Origin of the sequence: Pseudomonas sp. ICMP 8385, assembly GCF_002699915.1 — a bacterium.
GTDB classification, from domain to species: domain Bacteria; phylum Pseudomonadota; class Gammaproteobacteria; order Pseudomonadales; family Pseudomonadaceae; genus Aquipseudomonas; species Aquipseudomonas gessardii.
On the sequence record NZ_LKBY01000089.1, the window covers coordinates 71,377 to 89,919 of the forward strand.

An 18,543-nucleotide genomic window follows, 5' to 3' on the forward strand; every position below is an offset into this window, starting at 1 on the left:
GCGTTGGGCGTGTTGCTCTGTATCAGGCATTGACCCGGGCTTCGTTGGCCAGGCGGGTGATGGCCATGTCCAGCTCATCCAGGGCGGCCATGGCCTTGGCGTCATCCTGCTTGAGCAGGGTTTCGGCGCGCTGGCAGGCCGCGCGCAGTTGTGGCACGCCGCAGTAGCGGGTGGCGCCGTGCAGGCGGTGGACCCGTTCGATCAGGGCATTGTTGTCGTTGGCTTCGCGGGCGATGCAGACCGCTTCGCGATCGGCTTCCAGGGACGCCAGCAACATGGCCAGCATATCGGCGGCCAAGTCAGCCTTGCCGGCCGCCAGGCGCAGGCCTTCCTCATGGTCGAGTACCGGCAGTTGGGCGGCGGGGCCGTGGCCTTCGACGGCGCGTTCCGGGCCCTGGTTGCGTAAGGCCAGGCCGGTCCATTTCAGCACCACCTGGGCCAGTTGCCGCTCGCTGATGGGCTTGGTCAGGTAGTCATCCATGCCGCTTTGCAGCAGGGCGCGTTTTTCATTGGCCATGGCGTGGGCCGTCAGCGCGACGATAGGCAGCGGCGTGCCGTGGCGCTCGCTTTCCCACTGGCGAATCGCCTCGGTGCTCTGGCGCCCGTCCATGCCGGGCATCTGCACGTCCATCAGCACCAGGTCGAAGGCTTCCTTTTTCACCGCTTCGATGGCGGTATAGCCGCTTTCCACGGCCTGCACCTTGGCGCCCATGTCTTCGAGCAGGGTCTGCACCAGCAGCAGGTTGGCCGGGTTGTCGTCGACACACAGCACCCGTGGCGCACGGCTGGACAACGGCTCGCCCGGTTCACTGCGCGAGGGGCGCGGGCTGATCAGGTCGGACAGCGCCCGGCGCAATTTGCGGGTACAGGCCGGCTTGGCCTGCAACTGGCTATTGGGGTTGGGCACCGACAGGTTGAACAGCATCTGTTCGGTGGTCGGGCACAGCACCAGGACTTTGCAGCCCAGGTGTTCAAGGTCCCAGAGATGTTGGTTGAGGCGCTCGGGTGGAATATCGTTGGCGGTGATGCCCAGCACTGCCAGGTCGATCGCCTGCTCGGTCTGGTGCGCGCTGGTAATGCCGTTGGTCAGGTTTTCCAGGCTGGTGAACGGCGTGACCTCCAGGCCGCAGTCTTCCAACTGGTGTTGCAGGGCCTGGCGCGCCAGTTCGTGATTCTCCAGCACGGCCACGCGCCGGCCCAGCAGCGGCGGGGCCGGCAGGTCTTCGATATCGTCGCGGGTCTTGGGCAGGTTGAGGCTGATCCAGAACTCCGACCCCTGGCCCGGCGTGCTGTCGACGCCGATTTCGCCGCCCATCTGCTCGATCAGGCGTTTGGAAATCACCAGCCCCAGGCCCGTCCCACCGGGCTGGCGGGACAACGAGTTATCCGCCTGGCTGAAGGCCTGGAACAGGGCGCGCACATCCTGGTTGGACAGGCCGATGCCGGTGTCTTGCACGCTGATGCGCAGTTGCACGCTGTCTTCCTGCTCGTCTTCAAGCATGGCCCGGGCGACGATGGTGCCTTCGCGGGTGAACTTGATGGCATTGCTGACCAGGTTGGTGAGGATCTGCTTGAGGCGCAGCGGGTCGCCCACCAGGGATAGCGGCGTATCGCGGTAGACCAGGCTCACCAGCTCCAGCTGTTTGGCGTGGGCGACCGGGGCAAGGATGGTCAGGGTGTCTTGCAGCAGGTCGCGCAGGTTGAACGGGATATTGTCGAGCACCAGCTTGCCGGCTTCGATTTTCGAGAAGTCGAGGATTTCGTTGATGATGCCCAGCAGGTTGTCGGCGGACTTTTCGATGGTGCCCAGGTAATCCAACTGGCGGGGTGACAGCTCGCTTTTCTGCAACAGGTGGGTGAAACCGAGGATGCCGTTGAGCGGCGTGCGGATTTCATGGCTCATATTGGCCAGGAACTCGGACTTGATGCGGCTGGCTTCCAGGGCTTCCTTGCGGGCCAGGTCCAGCTCGATGTTCTGGATCTCGATGGTCTCCAGGTTCTGGCGCACATCTTCGGTGGCCTGGTCGATGCTGTGTTGCAGTTCTTCCTGGGCGTTTTGCAGGGTATCGGCCATGCGATTGATACCGGACGCCAATTGATCCAGTTCCTGGCTGCCCAGGGGCGGCAAGCGGGTTTCCAGGTTGCCGTCCTTGAGCTGCGCCACGGCTTGCTTGATCTGGCCGATGGGTGAGTTGATCGTGCGACTGATGCGCAAGGCCAGGGCGGTCGTGCAGATCAGCCCGATGGCGATCAACAGCAGGCTGGCGAACAGGCTGCGATAGCCGCGCAGCAGCATGCCATTGTGGGTCAGCTCCAGCTCGACCCAGCCCAGCAGGCGGTCGGCTTCGTCGGGAATCAAGTCGCCGGCGAGGTTGCGATGGCGGCCGAACACGGGCAGCAGGTAGCGGGTGGCGTCATTGCCGGTGTGCTGCAACAGGTGCGAGCTATTGCCGATCGGCGGCTGGTTGAGCATGGTCGGGCCGGCATGGGCCAGGGGCGAGCGGTCGGGCGCCAGGAAGGATACGGCGCGGACGTCGACTTGCTCCAGGGACTGGGTAGCGATGCGCTCCAGCAGGTCGGTGTTCTTGTTGCCCAGGGCCGGAGCCACCAGCGGCGCCAGCTGTTCGGCGATCATCTCGCCGCGATTGAGTAGTTGGGTTTGCAGGTCCGAGAGCTGCATCCAGGTGAAATAACCGCCCAGCAGCAAGGCCATCAGGCTGGTAGGCAACAAGGTCAGCAACAGTACGCGGCCTTTTATCCCCATTCTTCTTAGCACGCCACTCTCCTGCTACCACACTGATGTCGACATTCTACGCAGGCATCCGGCCTGCGCCACCTGCGCAGTGTAGCCATATGCGGGGGGGGGAATCTTGCAAAAGATGATTGAGGGGGGAGGGCGGGCTTATTGAGTACCTCTCCATTGCTGCGCTAACGGATAGGTACACCGAAGCGCCAGCACCTGCATGCCGGTCGCTACCGATTACGCTGCTGGCGTTTTTTCCACTGATGCCCAACCCACCATCGCCAGTACACCATGGTCAGGCAGTACGCCAGCGCGCCCAGGACCAGGCCCAGCACCACCGAGCCCAGCAGGAAGGGCTGCCACATGGTCGACAGTTGCCCGCTGATCCATTCCCAGGTCAGTTCGTCGGGCAGGGTGCGGGCCGGGATGTTCATCAGCCAGGTGCCCGTCATGTAGGTGCAGAAGAACACCACGGGCATGGTAATCGGGTTGGTCAGCCATACCAGGCTCACGGCGATGGGCATATTGCCACGCACGGAGATGGCGAGGATGGCCGCCAGCAGCATCTGCAAGGGCATGGGAATGAAGGCGGCAAACAAGCCGACAGCCATGGCCCGGGCAACCGAGTGCCGGTTGAGGTGCCAGAGGTTGGGGTCATGGAGCAGCGTGCCGAGAAAGCGTAAGGACTTATGTTCCCTGATGCTGGTCGGATCGGGCATGTACCGTTTGAATAAGTGCCGTGGCATAAGGGGTCCAGGTCAGTTCGAGGGGCAAGTATGCCCGTATTCTACGAACGGGAAATTCAGACTTTGTGACAAAAAATCATAGTTCGCCCTGAACCGCTCGGCTAACACTCAATGGATCACGTTCAAGGAATGATCCATGCGTACAGGGATGTTTGCATTGGCATTGGGGCTGCTGGCGTTGCGCCTGCTGCCCGTCTTGCCGCCGGTCGGTTGGTTGCTGGTGTTGCCGGTGGTGGCGTTGATGCTGCTGCCGTTTCGTACTTATCCGCTGGCGTTTTTCCTGTTGGGCCTGGCCTGGGCCTGTTTCAGCGCGCACCAGGCCCTGGACGACCGGCTCGCTCCCGCCCTGGACGGCCAGACCCGTTGGTTGGAGGGGCGGGTCAGCGGGCTGCCGCAGCAGGGCAATGGGCTGGTGCGCTTCGAGCTGAGCGACAGCCGGTCACGCCAGGGCCGGCTGCCCCAGCGTATCCGTGTGACCTGGCAGGGCGGCCCGCCAGTGCGCAGCGGCGAGCGCTGGCGTTTGGCTGTCACCCTCAAACGGCCCTCCGGCCTGCTGAATTTCCAGGGCTTCGACCAGGAAGCCTGGCTGCTGGCCCAGCGCGTGGGGGCAACGGGGTCGGTCAAGGACGGCCAGCGCCTGGCACCCGCCCGGCATGCCTGGCGCGACGGGCTGCGCCAGCAGCTACTGGCGGTCGATGCCCGGGGGCGCGAAGCCGGGCTGGCCGCATTGGTGCTGGGCGACGGCTCCGGCTTGGCCGCCGAGGATTGGCGCATTTTGCAGGACACCGGCACCGTGCATCTGTTGGTCATCTCCGGCCAACATATCGGCCTGTTGTCAGGGTTGATCTATGCCCTGGTGGCCGGGCTGGCCCGCTATGGCTGCTGGCCCAGGCGCTTGCCCTGGCTGCCCTGGGCCTGCGGCCTGGCATTTTCCGCGGCGCTGGCCTATGGCGTGCTCGCCGGTTTTGCCGTGCCGGTGCAGCGCGCCTGTGTGATGGTGGGGCTGGTGTTGCTGTGGCGCCTGCGGTTTCGCCATCTGGGGATCGGCTGGCCCCTGCTGCTGGCCCTCAATGCGGTATTGATCCTTGAACCCCTGGCCAGCCTGCAACCGGGTTTCTGGTTGTCATTTGCCGCCGTGGCCGTGTTGCTGCTGGCCTTCAGCGGCCGTTTGGGGGCCTGGCGTGCGTGGCAGGTCTGGACCCGTGCCCAATGGCTGATCGCTATCGGGCTGTTCCCGTTGCTATTAATACTGGGTTTGCCCATCAGTTTGAGCGCCCCACTGGCCAATCTGTTGGCCGTGCCATGGATCAGCCTGGTGGTGCTGCCGCTGGCGTTGTCGGGCACGCTGTTGTTGGCGGTGCCTGGGTTGGGCGGTGGTCTGCTATGGCTGGCAGGTGGCGCGCTGGATGGGCTGTTCCAGGCCCTGGCCTGGCTGGCCGTGTATGTACCGGCCTGGATGCCGGCCGAGGTGCCTGTGGGCTACTGGCTGCTCAGTCTGCTGGGGGCCGTGCTGTTATTGATGCCCAAGGGCATTCCTGTGCGCCTGCTGGGCTGGCCCCTATTGTTGCTGGCGGTATTCCCGCCCCGTGAATCGATCCCATTGGGCCAGGTGGCGGTAGAGCAACTGGATGTCGGCCAGGGCCTGGCGATTGTGTTGCGCACCCGCAACCACGTGCTGTTGTATGACGCCGGGCCACGCGTGGGGGATTTCGATCTCGGCGCGCGCGTGGTCCTACCGGCGCTGCGCAAGCTGGGGGTTGGCCAAGTGGACATGATGCTGCTCAGCCATGCCGACGCCGATCATGCCGGCGGCGCGGCGGCGGTGGCGCGCGGGTTGCCGGTCAAGCGCGTGGTGGGCGGGGAAACCCAGGGGCTGCCGGCGTTTCTCGGAGCCCAGGCCTGTGCCAGCGGTGAACAATGGGAATGGGACGGCGTGGCATTCCAGCTGTGGCAATGGGCCGATGCCCGCAACGGCAACGCGAAGTCGTGCGTGCTGCAGGTCCAGGCCAGTGGCGAGCGGCTGCTGCTGACCGGCGATATCGACCGTGAGGCCGAACGGGCCTTGTTGGTCACGCCCCTGGCGGTGCCCACGGATTGGCTGCAAGCCCCTCACCATGGCAGTCGCAGCTCCTCGTCCTGGCCGTTTGTCCAGCAACTGGCCCCCAAGGCGGTGCTGATCTCCCGTGGGCGAGGCAATGGCTTTGGCCATCCGCACCCGCAGGTAGTTGCGCGTTACCAGCATCTGCGCAGCGCCCTTTATGACAGCGCCGAACAGGGCGCTGTGCGCCTGCGCCTGGGGGCTTTCCAGGCTCCGGTCACGGCGCGCAGCCAGCGCCGTTTCTGGCGCACGCCTGCAATTGACAGTTACCAAAGAGCGGGGCCTGCGACATGATGGCCGTCGGCGGGCAGGCTCTTCCTCGCCAGCCTATATGCTAAAGTGGCGCACTTTTTCGAGGGGACATTCACTGTGTGGGAATTGGTCAAATCCGGCGGCTGGATGATGTTGCCGATCATTCTGAGCTCCATCGCCGCACTCGGCATCGTTGCCGAACGCCTGTGGACCCTGCGCGCCAGCCGTGTGACCCCTGATCATCTGCTGGGGCAGGTCTGGCGCTGGATCAAGGACAAGCAACTGGACAAGGAAAAGCTCAAGGAACTGCGGGCCAATTCCCCCCTGGGTGAGATCCTCGCCGCTGGCCTGGCCAACTCCAAGCATGGTCGCGAGATCATGAAGGAGTGCATTGAAGAAGCCGCGGCCCGGGTGATCCACGAGCTGGAGCGCTACATCAATGCCCTGGGCACCATCGCCGCAATGGCGCCATTGCTGGGCTTGCTCGGCACGGTACTGGGCATGATCGATATCTTCAGTGCTTTCACCGGTTCGGGCATGACCACCAATGCCTCGGTATTGGCCGGGGGCATTTCCAAGGCCCTGATCACCACGGCGGCGGGCCTGATGGTGGGGATCCCGGCGGTGTTTTTCCACCGCTTCCTGCAACGGCGCATCGATGAGCTGGTGGTGGGCATGGAGCAGGAAGCGATCAAGCTGGTGGAAGTGGTCCAGGGCGACCGCGATGTCGACCTGGTCGAGGGCAAAGCGTGAAATTTCGCCGCAAGCCCCGGGAAACCGTCGATATCAACCTGGCGTCATTGATCGATGTGGTGTTTATCCTGCTGCTGTTCTTTGTCGTCACCACCACCTTTACCCGGGAAACCCAACTGCGGGTCGAACTGCCGGAAGCCGTCAGCGGCTCGCCGGCCGAAGACCAACAGGTCAAGCAACTGGAGATCACCATCAGCGCCGAAGGGGTGTTTTCGCTGAATAATCAGTTGCTCGAAAAAAACGACGTGGCCAGCGTGATGGATGCCTTGCAGAGGGAGTCCGGCGGTGATACGCAACTGCCGCTGTCCATCAGTGCCGATGGCAAGACCCCGCACCAGGCCGTGATCACCGCGATGGATGCTGCCGGCAAGCTCGGTTTCAGCCATTTGCGCATGACCACCGTCGAGGCGGCGGGGCAACCCTGATGGCCTGGTCTGATCGTTTGCTCAAGGCCTGGTACGACGGCCACCCGGCGCTCAAGCTCCTGCAGCCGCTGGAGGCGCTCTATCGCCAGGTGGTCAAGCGCAAGCGCGACCGGTTCCTGGCGGGTGAGGGCACGATCTACCAATCACCGGTGCCCATTGTCGTGGTCGGCAATATCACCGTGGGCGGCACGGGCAAGACGCCGTTGATCCTGTGGTTGATCGAGCATTGCCAGCGCAGTGGCCTGCGGGTCGGCGTGGTCAGCCGTGGCTATGGGGCCAAGCCTGCGCAGTTGCCATGGCGGGTGCAGGCTAGCGACAGCGCGCAAGTGGCCGGCGACGAGCCGTTGTTGATCGTGCAGCGCAGCGGCGTGGCACTGATGATCGACCCCGATCGCAGCCGTGCGGTGCAGGCCCTGTTGGCCAGCGACACCCTGGATCTGATCCTGTCCGACGATGGCCTGCAACATTACCGCCTGGCCCGCGACCTGGAACTGGTGCTGATCGACAATGCCCGTGGCCTGGGCAATCGCCGTTGCCTGCCCGCCGGGCCGCTGCGCGAGCCGGTCGAGCGCCTGCACAGCGTCGATGCCCTGCTCTATAACGGCGCGGCGGCTGATCGCGAAGATGGCTTTGCCTTCCGTCTGTTGCCCACGACCCTGGTCAATCTGCTGACCGGAGAGCGCCAGCCGCTGGACCATTTTCCCGTGGGGCAGCGGGTGCACGCGGTCGCCGGCATCGGCAACCCGCAACGTTTCTTCAACACCCTCGAAACGCTACACTGGCTGCCGATACCCCATGCATTTGCCGACCATGCGCCCTACAGCGCCGAGGTCCTGAATTTTACGCCGTCACTGCCGTTGGTCATGACCGAAAAGGACGCGGTGAAGTGCCGCGCCTTTGCCCAGGCACACTGGTGGTACCTTGCAGTCGATGCAGCACCGTCACCGGCGTTTATCGCCTGGTTCGACACGCAACTGATGCGTCTGCTGCCGGCTCGACTTTTGCCTTGAAACGCTTTTATCCAGGAAACCCCCATGGACACCAAACTGCTCGATATCCTCGCTTGCCCGATCTGCAAAGGCCCGCTCAAGCTCAGTGCCGACAAGACCGAGCTGATCAGCAAGGGCGCCGGCCTGGCCTACCCGATCCGCGACGGCATCCCGGTGATGCTGGAAAGCGAAGCCCGTACCCTGACGACCGACGAGCGCCTGGATAAATGACCACTGCCTTCACTGTTGTCATCCCCTCGCGCTACGCCTCCACCCGCCTGCCCGGCAAGCCGCTGCAGATGATCGGCGCCAAGCCGATGATCCAGCTGGTCTGGGAGCAGGCCTGCAAGAGCAGCGCCCAGCGCGTGGTGGTGGCCACGGATGACCTGCGGATCATCGAGGCCTGCAAGGGGTTTGGTGCCGAAGCGGTGTTGACCCGTGAAGACCACAACTCCGGCACCGACCGCCTGGCCGAAGTCGCCACGCACCTGGGCCTGGCGCCGGACGCCATCGTGGTCAACGTGCAAGGCGACGAGCCGCTGATCCCGCCGTGTGTCATCGACCAGGTCGCCGCCAACCTGGCCGCCCATGCCGAAGCCCGCATGGCGACCCTGGCCGAGCCCATCGAAGACATCCAGACCCTGTTCAACCCGAACGTGGTCAAGGTGGTCAGCGACCTCAATGGCCTGGCCCTGACCTTCAGCCGTTCGACCCTGCCCTGGGCGCGCGACGAATTTGCCCGGCAGCCTGACGTGTTGCCGGCGGGCGTGCCGTATCGCCGTCATATCGGCATTTATGCCTACCGCGCCGGCTTCCTGCATGACTTCGTCAGCTGGGGCCCATGCTGGTTGGAAAACACCGAGGCCCTGGAGCAACTGCGGGCCCTGTGGCACGGTGTGCGCATTCATGTGGGGGATGCGATTGAAGCCCCGCCGCCGGGGGTCGATACCCAGGAAGACCTTGAGCGCGTACGTCGGTTGCTGGGGGTTTGATGGAAGTCCTGTTTGTGTGCCTGGGCAATATCTGCCGCTCGCCCACCGCCGAGGGCGTACTGCGCCACAAACTGCGGGCCGCCGGGCTGGCGGACCGGGTCGAGGTGGCGTCTGCCGGGACCGGTGAATGGCATATCGGCAAGGCGCCGGACAAACGCAGCCAGCAAGCGGCGCTGCGCCGTGGCTACGACTTGTCGGCCCAGCGTGCCCAGCAGGTGTCGCGCGCCGACTTTGCGCGCTACGACCTGATCCTGGCCATGGACCAGAGCAACCTGCGTAATCTCAAGGCCATGCAGCCGGCCCAGGGCAAGGCCGAGCTGGACCTGTTCCTGCGCCGCTACGACTTGGCGATGGATGAAGTGCCGGATCCGTATTACGACGGCGAACAGGGTTTCGAGCAGGTCCTGGACCTGATCGAGTCCGCCTGTGATTTGCTGGTGATCGAATTGAAGGGGCGTTTATGAGTCTGGATGTGCAGCCCCAGGTGTCCCTGAAGGCCTTCAACAGTTTTGGCATCGATGTGCGTGCGCAGTTGTTCGCCGAGGCCCATAGCGACGCCGATGTGCGCGAGGCCCTGGCCTATGCGGCCGCACAACCGTTGCCATTGCTGGTGATCGGTGGCGGTAGCAACCTGCTGCTGACCCAGGATATCCCGGCCCTGGTGTTGCGCATGGCGACCCGGGGTATTCGCGTCCTGCACGAGGACGCGCAGCAGGTGGTGGTGGAAGCCGAGGCGGGTGAGGCCTGGCATCCTTTTGTGCTGTGGACCCTTGAGCAAGGATTCTCTGGCCTGGAAAACCTCAGCCTGATCCCTGGCACTGTCGGTGCGGCGCCGATGCAGAACATTGGTGCCTACGGGGTCGAGATCAAGGATGTGTTTGCCGGCCTGACCGCCCTCGACCGCCAGACGGGCCAGTTGCGCGATTTCAGCCTGGCAGAATGCAATTTCGCCTACCGCGACAGCCTGTTCAAGCACGAAGTAGGGCGCTGGCTGATCCTGCGGGTGCGCTTTGCCTTGAGCCGCGTCGCGCAGTTGAAGCTCGGCTATGGCCCAGTGCAACAACGCCTGGCCGAGCAGGGCATTACCCAGGCCACACCGAGCGACGTCAGCCGCGCCATATGCAGCATCCGCAGTGAAAAACTGCCCGACCCCGCGGTATTGGGCAACGCTGGCAGTTTCTTCAAGAACCCGCTGGTCTCCCAGGGGCTGGCGGCGCAGTTGCAGCTGCAATATCCCGATCTGGTGGCCTATCCCCAGGCCGATGGCCAAGTGAAACTGGCGGCCGGCTGGTTGATTGAAAAGGCCGGCTGGAAGGGCTTTCGCGACGGTGATGCCGGTGTGCATCGCTTGCAGGCGCTGGTGCTGGTCAATTATGGCGCGGCTACCGGCCTGGATATTTCCAGCCTGGCCCAGCGCATCCAGCGCGATATCGCCGAGCGCTTCCAGGTTGACCTGGAAATGGAACCCAATCGTTATTGAGCTACGCTTCCCGTGTGTTGAACCAAGCCCTGCACTGCAGGGCTTTTTTGTTAATGCTGGGTTAACTTAGCAGGCTAACGCTGCCTGTTTATTGTTCGATAGATGCTGTTTATCAAGGGCCCGGTGAAGACCTGTCTTCACAAGAGAGCCCGATTAGCCTGAGCCATCTGCGTGAACCGACTCCGCTCCCCTGAAAGCGGCAGATAGCTCGACCCCATAATCCAATTACTATGCGGGCGTGCCCATGATTACTCTGAAACTCAACGGTCAAGATCATCCACTGGATGTCACCGAGGACATGCCCCTGCTGTGGGCGATCCGCGACGTGGCGGGTTACAACGGCACCAAGTTCGGTTGCGGCATGGGCCTGTGCGGCGCCTGCACCATTCATATTGACGGCGCGCCGGCCCGCAGTTGCATCACGCCCATTGGCTCGGTCAAGGGGCAGAACGTCAGCACCATCGACAACCTGCATAACGACCCGGTCGGCCAGGTGGTGCAGCAGGCGTGGCTGGATACGGCCGTGGCCCAGTGCGGTTATTGCCAGGGCGGGCAGATCATGTCGGCCACGGCCTTGCTCAAAACCAACCCCAACCCCAGCGATGCACAGATAGAAGAGGCCATGGTTGGCAATATCTGCCGCTGCGGCACCTATAACCGCATCAAGACGGCGATCCGCCAGGCCGCAACTCACCTGCAGGGGGCCAAGGCATGAGTCAGTTGCCGAGCCATTTCGCCCTGAACAACCTCAGCCGCCGTGGTTTCCTCAAAGGGGTCGGCGCGACCGGTGCCCTGGTAGTGGCCGCCAGTTGGGGCCTGCCCCAGGCCTTTGCCGCCGAGGCCAAGCAATACGGCGGGGACGCGATGCCCCATGGCGTGGTCGATGACCCCAAGGTCTATGTGAGTATCGCCACCGATGGCACCGTCACTGTGATCTGCAACCGCTCGGAAATGGGCCAGGGCGTGCGTACCAGCCTGGCCATGGTGGTGGCCGATGAGCTGGAGGCCGATTGGGCACAGGTGAAGGTTGCGCAGGCGCCGGGCGATGAAGCGCGTTTTGGCAACCAGGATACCGACGGCTCGCGCAGCATGCGCCATTGGTTCGAGCCGATGCGCCGGTGCGGCGCCGCTGTGCGAACCATGCTGGAACAGGCCGCTGCCGAGCAGTGGCAAGTCCCGCTGGGCGAGTGCCGCGCGCAGCTGCATAAAGTGATTCACCAGCCCAGCGGCCGCGAACTGGGCTATGGCGCCCTGGCCGCCGCTGCCGGTGCCCTGGCAGTACCGGCGCGCGACAGCCTGCGGCTCAAGCAACCGGCGCAATTTCGCTATATCGGCAAGGACGCCACCAAGGCCATCGACGGTGCCGATATCGTCAATGGCCGCGCGGTGTACGGCGCCGATGTGCATTTCGACGGCATGCTGTTTGCGACCATTGCCCGGCCCAAGGTGTATGGCGGCCAGGTCAAGTCGTTTGATGCCAGCGCGGCGTTGAAAGTGCCGGGTGTGATCAAGGTCCTGCAAATCGAGAGCCGTCCCATACCCTCGGAGTTCCACCCCTTGGGCGGGGTGGCGGTGGTGGCCAGTAACACCTGGGCGGCGATCAAGGGCCGCGAGGCGTTACAGATTGTCTGGGAGGACGGCGTCAATGCCGGCTACAACTCCATCGACTATCGCAAGACCCTGGAAGCCGCGGCCCTCCAGCCCGGCAAGGTCGTGCGCAATACTGGCAGCATCGACCAGGCCCTGAACGATGCCGACAGCACCCTCGAAGCCGCGTATTACTTGCCACACCTGGCGCAGTCGCCGATGGAGCCGATGGTGGCCGTGGCTCGTTATCAAGACGGGCAATGCGAGGCCTGGGCCCCGAGCCAGGCGCCGCAGGTCACGCGCGAACGGGTGGCCGAGCGCCTGGGCCTGCCGTTCGATAATGTCACGATCCATGTCACCCTGCTGGGCGGCGGTTTCGGGCGCAAGTCCAAGCCGGACTTCATCATCGAGGCTGCGCTGCTGGCCAAGGAGTTCCCCGGCAAGGCCGTGCGCGTGCAATGGACCCGTGAAGACGATATCCATAATTCCTACTTCCATACCGTCTCCGCCGAGTACCTCAAGGCCGGCCTGAACAAAGACGGCATGCCCTCCGGCTGGCTGCACCGCACCGTGGCACCCAGCATCACCGCGCTGTTTGCGCCGGGCATGAACCATGAGGCCGCGTTTGAGCTGGGCATGGGCTTTACTAACATGGCCTACGCCATTCCCAATGTGCGCCTGGAGAACCCTGAAGCGGCCGCCCATACCCGTGTGGGTTGGTACCGTTCGGTGTCGAATATCCCCCATGGTTTTGCCATTCAGAGCTTTGTCGATGAACTGGCGCACAAGGCCGGCCAGGATCCGCTGAAATATCAACTCAAGCTGCTGGGCCCGGATCGCCAGATCGATCCACGCACCTTGAGCGAAGAGTGGAACTACGGTGAGTCACCCGAGCGTTACCCGATCGATACCGCGCGCATGCGTGGCGTACTGGAAACCGCCGCCAAGGCTGCCGGCTGGGGCCGTGCACTGGCCAAGGGGCGCGGCCTGGGGCTGGCGGTGCACTACAGCTTTGTGACTTATGTGGCGGCGGTGATCGAGGTGGAGGTCAAGGACGATGGCACCTTGATTGTGCACAAGGCCGATATTGCCGTGGACTGCGGCCCGCAGATCAACCCGGAGCGCATCCGCTCGCAGTTCGAGGGCGCCTGCGTCATGGGCTTGGGCAACGCGGTCCTGGGGGAAATCAGCTTCAAGGAGGGCAAGGTCCAGCAGGACAACTTCCATATGTATGAAGTGGCGCGTATGTCCCTGGCGCCCAAGGAAATCGCCATCCATTTAGTCACCCCCCAAGGTGAGGTGCCCCTGGGCGGTGTGGGGGAGCCGGGCGTGCCGCCGATTGCACCGGCGCTGTGCAATGCAATATTTGCCGCCACCGGCAAGCGCATCCGCAACCTGCCGGTGCGCTATCAGTTGCAGGGCTGGCAGCAGGAGGCGAAGGCCTGATGGACAGCGTGGATCTGAATGTCCTGCGCAGCGTGCTGCAATGGCGCCGCGCAGGGCAGCGGGTGGTGCTGTACAGCGTGGTCCAGACCTGGGGCAGCGCGCCACGACCGCCGGGGGCGATGCTGGCCCTGCGCGGCGATGGGGTGGTGATCGGCTCGGTCTCCGGGGGCTGCATCGAAGATGATCTGATCGCCCGGCTCCACGATGGCCGCTTGCCTGATGACGGGCCGCCGGTGCAACTGGTGACCTATGGCGTCACCCGGGATGAAGCGGCGCGCTTTGGATTGCCTTGCGGTGGCACCTTGCGTCTGACGGAGGAGCGGGTGGGCGATCCCGCGTGGGTCGCCGAGTTGCTGGCGCGTTGCGAGGCCCATGAAATGGTGGCACGGGAGTTGGATGTGGCGACGGGCACTGTGCGCTTAAGCGCGGCGAGCAAGTCCGACCTTGTCAGTTTTGACGGTGAGCGCTTGCGGGCCATCTACGGCCCGCGCTGGCGCCTGCTGCTGATCGGTGCTGGCCAGTTGTCGCGCTATGTGGCCGAAATGGCGCGCTTGTTGGATTTTGAAGTGCTGATCTGCGACCCGCGTACGGAGTTTGTGCATGGTTGGGAAGAACAGCACGGGCGCTTTGTGCCGGGAATGCCCGATGAAGCCGTGCTCAATATCCAGACGGACGAGCGCACGGCCATTGTCGCCCTGACCCACGATCCGCGCCTGGACGATATGGCGCTGTTGACCGCCTTGAATTCCAGGGCGTTCTACGTTGGCGCCCTGGGTTCGCGGGTCAATAGCCGCAAGCGCCGCGAAGACTTGGCGGCGCTGGGATTGAGCGCCGAGGCCATTGCACGGTTGCACGGCCCGATTGGGCTGCCGATTGGCAGTCATACGCCGGCGGAGATTGCCTTGTCGTTGATGGCGCAGATCGTTGCAATCAAGAACGGTGTGGAGGTTTCGCAGCGTAAGCCCTTGCTGGAAACCGTCAATTGACGAGCGCCATCACCGCCATTGTCCTGGCGGCGGGGCAGGGTAGGCGGTTCCGCGCGCAAAGTGGCCAGGACAAACTGCTGGCCCCTTGTGTGGGGCGTGATGGGGTGACGCGGCCGGTCTTGGAGCAGGTGCTGGTCAATTTGCCCGCCAGTGTCACCCGGCGTTGGGTGGTCACATCGCCGGAGCGCAGCGAGGTTGTGCGTCTGGCTGGGAGCTATGGGTGCGAAGTGCTGCTCCTGGATTCGGCGGGCATGGGCGACAGCATTGCGGCAGCGGTGGCGGCCAGTAGCTCGGCAGCGGGTTGGTTGGTGGTGTTGGGGGATATGCCGTTTATCCAGGCGGCGAGTATTGAGCGGGTGATAGAGCGGGTGGAGGGGGTCAGTGTGCCGGTGCATGCCGGCCGGCGGGGCCATCCTGTTGCGTTTGGCCCGGCACTGGGGCCGGTGTTGATGGGGTTGACTGGGGACCGTGGGGCCAAGGCTCTGTTTGCCCAGGCGGAGGTGCGGGAAGTGCCGGTGGATGATCCCGGGGTATTGTGGGATGTGGATGTGCCGCAATCACTGGAGTTCAGGTAGCAGCTGGCTTGGCGGCGATGGCGGCCTTAAGCTCACCGTGCCTCTCTCTACCGCCATCGCGGGCAAGCCAGCTCCCACATTTGATCTTTGTCGTTGAACAGAGCCCATAAAAAAGCCCCGCCTGAGTGATCAGGCGGGGCTTTTTAGTTGCCGTTGGCGTTAAGCGAGGGGTTTAGGCTCGTGCTCTTCTTCCAGGGCTTTTGGGTTGTGCTCTACCACTTCATCAACGGAACGCAGGTTCTCGTCGATGGCTGGGGCAGTGTGCTCAACTGCGGCTTCGACGGCAGGCGCCTCGACCACTTCAGCCACAACCGGTGCCGCTTCGACGACGGCCGGGGCTGCTGCCGCTGCTGCTTCGGCTTCTTTCTGCAGACGCTCGGCTTCACGCTTGCGACGACGCACTTCACGCGGGTCGTTAGGCGCACGGCCGTTTTCGGTCAGGGCGCTGGCAGGGGCTTCAACCACTGGGGCGGCCACTTCGGCAACCACTGGGACCGGAGCAGGCTCGGCAACCACGACCGGTTCTGCAACTACCGCAGGTTCGGCGATAACCACTTCAGCAACCGGGGCCGGCGCTTCTTCTACCGGCGCCGGGGCAGGGGCTTCGGCGACGACGGCTGGCTCGGCAGTCCACTGGAAGGCGGTCTGTTCTTCGCGAACTTCACGCACTGGCGGGGTTGGCTCGGCAACTGGCGCTTCGACAACCGCTTCAACCACTGGCTGTGGTTCAACCACGGCCGCAGGTGCTGCTACTGCTTCGGCTTCAGGCTGGGCTTCGCGAACCGGTGCAACTTCCACTGCTGGAGCGGTAGGTGCTTCGATCACGCTGGTCGCTTCGACAACCGGCACTTCGACGACGGCAGTTTCCTGCACGGCGGCGGTGGCACGTTCGGCCTGCTGGTTGGCTTCGGCTTCGGCGGGCGCACTGATGACCACGCTGGCAACCGCAGCGGTAACGGCCAGGCCAGCGGCCAGTTCGGTGCTGGTGGGTTCGTTGCTGGCAGTTTCTTCGGGGGCTTCGCCGGTCTCTTCCGAGCCTTCGATCACATTGCCGTTGGCGTCACGTTGGCGCTCACGACGGTTGCTGCGACGACGCTGGCCACGGGAGCGGCGGCGTGGACGATCGCCTTCGGCGTTGTCCTGGCCATCTTCCTGTGGCTGCTCGTCGTTGTTCAGCAGGTCTTCTTCGCTGGCGGCGGCAGCCTGCTCGGCGCGTGGTTGACGCTCTTCACGCGGTGGGCGTGGGGTGCGCTCTTCACGGGGCTGGCGGGCCGGGCGTTCTTCAGTCGCGGCTTCCACTGCAACGGCTGCCACGGTTGGAGCGGCGTCCAGTGGCTCGCGCAGTTCACGTACACGTTCTTCACGCTCGCCACGTGGCTTGCGATCTTCACGCGGGGCGCGAGGGGTGCGGGGTGCGCGTTCTTCACGTGGCGCACGCTCTTCACGCGGGGCGCGTTCTTCGCGGGCTACGGCCGGGGTTTCTTCACGGGCTTCGCGTGGCTGGCGCTCTTCGCGGGGCGCGCGTTCTTCACGCGGTGCACGTTCTTCGCGAGGCTTGCGCTCTTCGTCACGGCGACCGTTGCGGTTACGGCTCTGCTGGCGACCGTTGCGACGCTCTTCGTTGCGTGCAGGGCGTTCAGCAGCTGGTTTCTCGACCACGGCTGGCGCAACAGGCTCTTCCTTGGTGGCGAACAGGCTGACCAGCGACTTCACCAGGCCCTTGAACAGGCTTGGCTCCGGCAGGACGGCAGGCGCGGCCACCGGGGCGGCGACTTCAGTCGGCACCGGTGCGTTGGCACGGGCCGGCGCGGTCTTGACGGCGGCTTCCTGGCGCACCAGGGTGCGGGTCGCGGCGGCTGGCTGGACTTCTTCGACTTCGGCAGCGGCAGCGGCGATTTCGTAGCTGGATTGGCCGCTGTGGGCTTCCGGGCTGTCATCACGCAGGCGCTGGACTTCAAAGTGCGGCGTCTCGAGGTGATCGTTGGGCAGGATCACGATACGGGCACGGGTGCGCAGTTCGATCTTGGTGATCGAGTTGCGTTTTTCGTTGAGCAGGAAGGCTGCAACCGGGATCGGCACTTGCGCGCGGACTTCGGCGGTGCGGTCTTTCAGGGCTTCTTCTTCGATCAGGCGCAGGATCGCCAGGGACAGCGATTCAACGTCACGGATGATGCCGGTGCCGTTGCAACGCGGGCAGACGATGCCGCTGCTTTCGCCCAGGGACGGACGCAGGCGCTGACGGGACATTTCCAGCAGGCCGAAGCGCGAGATGCGGCCAACCTGCACGCGGGCACGGTCGGCTTCCAGGCATTCGCGGACTTTTTCTTCCACGGCGCGCTGGTTCTTGGCGGGGGTCATGTCGATGAAGTCGATCACGATCAGGCCGCCGATATCACGCAGGCGCAGTTGGCGAGCGATTTCTTCGGCCGCTTCCAGGTTGGTCTGCAGGGCGGTTTCTTCGATGTCGCTGCCTTTGGTGGCGCGCGCCGAGTTGATGTCGATGGACACCAGGGCTTCGGTCGGATCGATCACGATGGAGCCACCGGAAGGCAGTTCGACCACGCGCTGGAAGGCGGTTTCGATCTGGCTTTCGATCTGGAAACGGTTGAACAGCGGCACGCTGTCTTCGTACAGCTTGATCTTGCTGGCGTACTGCGGCATCACCTGGCGGATGAAGGTCAGGGCTTCGTCCTGGGCTTCGACGCTGTCGATCAGCACTTCGCCGATGTCCTGGCGCAGGTAGTCGCGGATGGCGCGGATGATCACGTTGCTTTCCTGATAGATCAGGAATGGCGCGGAGCGGTCCAGGGACGCTTCTTTAATAGCGGTCCACAGTTGCAGCAGGTAGTCGAGGTCCCACTGCATTTCTTCGCTGCTGCGGCCAAGGCCGGCAGTGCGCACGATCAGGCCCATGTCGGCCGGGGCGATCAGGCCGTTGAGCGCTTCACGCAGTTCGTTGCGTTCTTCACCTTCGATACGACGGGAAATGCCGCCGGCACGCGGGTTGTTCGGCATCAGGACCAGGTAACGGCCAGCCAGGCTGATGAAGGTGGTCAGGGCGGCGCCCTTGTTGCCACGTTCTTCTTTTTCGACCTGGACGATGACTTCCTGGCCTTCGCTCAGGACGTCCTTGATGTTCACGCGGCCTTCAGGGGCTTTCTTGAAGTATTCGCGGGAGATTTCTTTGAGGGGCAGGAAGCCGTGGCGCTCAGAGCCAAAATCGACAAAGGCAGCCTCAAGGCTTGGCTCGATGCGAGTAATCCGGCCTTTATAGATGTTGGCCTTCTTCTGCTCGCGTGCACCGGACTCGATGTCCAGGTCGTAGAGGCGTTGGCCATCTACCAGTGCAACACGCAACTCTTCGGGTTGAGTTGCGTTAATCAGCATTCTTTTCATGTTGTACCGTCGGTTTCCGGGCTGCCGGAAACGGCGTTCGGCACACACGACTTCTCACGGTCGGTGTCAGGTGCG

Annotated in this window: 15 protein-coding genes; 12 read left to right on the forward strand and 3 right to left on the reverse strand. The window is 63.9% G+C overall.

What is annotated here, in order from left to right; all coding sequences use genetic code 11:
- Positions 1-22 precede the first annotated feature (22 nt).
- Both AO268_RS08955 and AO268_RS08960 read right to left on the reverse strand, forming a co-directional pair.
- Positions 23-2,776, reverse strand: a complete 2,754-nt coding sequence (locus tag AO268_RS08955) for a response regulator (protein WP_099168466.1) — start codon at positions 2,774-2,776, stop codon at positions 23-25.
- Positions 2,777-2,973: 197 nt separating this feature from the next.
- Positions 2,974-3,489, reverse strand: a complete 516-nt coding sequence (locus AO268_RS08960) for a DUF2062 domain-containing protein (RefSeq protein WP_076964164.1) — start codon at positions 3,487-3,489, stop codon at positions 2,974-2,976.
- Between the two features lie 136 nt (positions 3,490-3,625).
- Here AO268_RS08960 and AO268_RS08965 point away from each other — a divergent pair, with 136 nt between their 5' ends.
- The 12 genes from AO268_RS08965 to AO268_RS09020 all read left to right on the forward strand — a co-directional run bounded on the left by AO268_RS08965 (position 3,626) and on the right by AO268_RS09020 (position 15,072).
- The gene (locus AO268_RS08965) at positions 3,626-5,881 is read left to right on the forward strand and encodes a DNA internalization-related competence protein ComEC/Rec2 (RefSeq protein WP_236309508.1); all 2,256 of its coding nucleotides are present in this window, start codon (positions 3,626-3,628) and stop codon (positions 5,879-5,881) included.
- A gap of 75 nt (positions 5,882-5,956) precedes the next feature.
- The gene (locus tag AO268_RS08970; RefSeq protein ID WP_029299724.1) at positions 5,957-6,592 is read left to right on the forward strand and encodes a MotA/TolQ/ExbB proton channel family protein; all 636 of its coding nucleotides are present in this window, start codon (positions 5,957-5,959) and stop codon (positions 6,590-6,592) included.
- Positions 6,589-7,017, forward strand: coding sequence for an ExbD/TolR family protein (locus AO268_RS08975; protein ID WP_099168468.1), 429 nt, complete (start codon positions 6,589-6,591; stop codon positions 7,015-7,017). The genes AO268_RS08970 and AO268_RS08975 overlap by 4 nt, the downstream gene beginning before the upstream one ends.
- Positions 7,017-8,027 carry a tetraacyldisaccharide 4'-kinase gene (gene lpxK / locus AO268_RS08980; protein WP_099168469.1) on the forward strand — a complete coding sequence of 337 codons (1,011 nt, stop codon included), beginning with the start codon at positions 7,017-7,019 and terminating at the stop codon, positions 8,025-8,027. Before AO268_RS08975 ends, lpxK begins: the two co-directional genes overlap by 1 nt.
- A 24-nt stretch (positions 8,028-8,051) precedes the next feature.
- Positions 8,052-8,237: a Trm112 family protein gene (locus AO268_RS08985; RefSeq protein ID WP_003174668.1), complete on the forward strand. Its 186-nt coding sequence runs from the start codon at positions 8,052-8,054 to the stop codon at positions 8,235-8,237.
- A complete protein-coding gene (gene kdsB / locus AO268_RS08990; RefSeq protein ID WP_099168470.1) occupies positions 8,234-8,998 on the forward strand; it encodes a 3-deoxy-manno-octulosonate cytidylyltransferase in 765 nt (254 codons plus the stop codon). Before AO268_RS08985 ends, kdsB begins: the two co-directional genes overlap by 4 nt.
- On the forward strand, positions 8,998-9,462 hold the full coding sequence (locus AO268_RS08995) for a low molecular weight protein-tyrosine-phosphatase (protein WP_099168471.1): 465 nt from the start codon (positions 8,998-9,000) through the stop codon (positions 9,460-9,462). Before kdsB ends, AO268_RS08995 begins: the two co-directional genes overlap by 1 nt.
- On the forward strand, positions 9,459-10,478 hold the full coding sequence (gene murB / locus AO268_RS09000; RefSeq protein WP_099168472.1) for a UDP-N-acetylmuramate dehydrogenase: 1,020 nt from the start codon (positions 9,459-9,461) through the stop codon (positions 10,476-10,478). The genes AO268_RS08995 and murB overlap by 4 nt, the downstream gene beginning before the upstream one ends.
- A 244-nt stretch (positions 10,479-10,722) precedes the next feature.
- Positions 10,723-11,193 carry a (2Fe-2S)-binding protein gene (locus tag AO268_RS09005; protein ID WP_099168473.1) on the forward strand — a complete coding sequence of 157 codons (471 nt, stop codon included), beginning with the start codon at positions 10,723-10,725 and terminating at the stop codon, positions 11,191-11,193.
- A complete protein-coding gene (locus AO268_RS09010) occupies positions 11,190-13,511 on the forward strand; it encodes a xanthine dehydrogenase family protein molybdopterin-binding subunit (RefSeq protein WP_099168474.1) in 2,322 nt (773 codons plus the stop codon). The genes AO268_RS09005 and AO268_RS09010 overlap by 4 nt, the downstream gene beginning before the upstream one ends.
- Positions 13,511-14,497, forward strand: a complete 987-nt coding sequence (locus tag AO268_RS09015; RefSeq protein WP_076964155.1) for an XdhC family protein — start codon at positions 13,511-13,513, stop codon at positions 14,495-14,497. Before AO268_RS09010 ends, AO268_RS09015 begins: the two co-directional genes overlap by 1 nt.
- A complete protein-coding gene (locus AO268_RS09020) occupies positions 14,494-15,072 on the forward strand; it encodes a nucleotidyltransferase family protein (protein WP_257154356.1) in 579 nt (192 codons plus the stop codon). The genes AO268_RS09015 and AO268_RS09020 overlap by 4 nt, the downstream gene beginning before the upstream one ends.
- A 159-nt stretch (positions 15,073-15,231) precedes the next feature.
- Here the strand turns inward: AO268_RS09020 and rne are convergent, their stop codons facing one another.
- Positions 15,232-18,468, reverse strand: a complete 3,237-nt coding sequence (gene rne, locus AO268_RS09025; protein WP_099168475.1) for a ribonuclease E — start codon at positions 18,466-18,468, stop codon at positions 15,232-15,234.
- Positions 18,469-18,543: the final 75 nt, after the last annotated feature.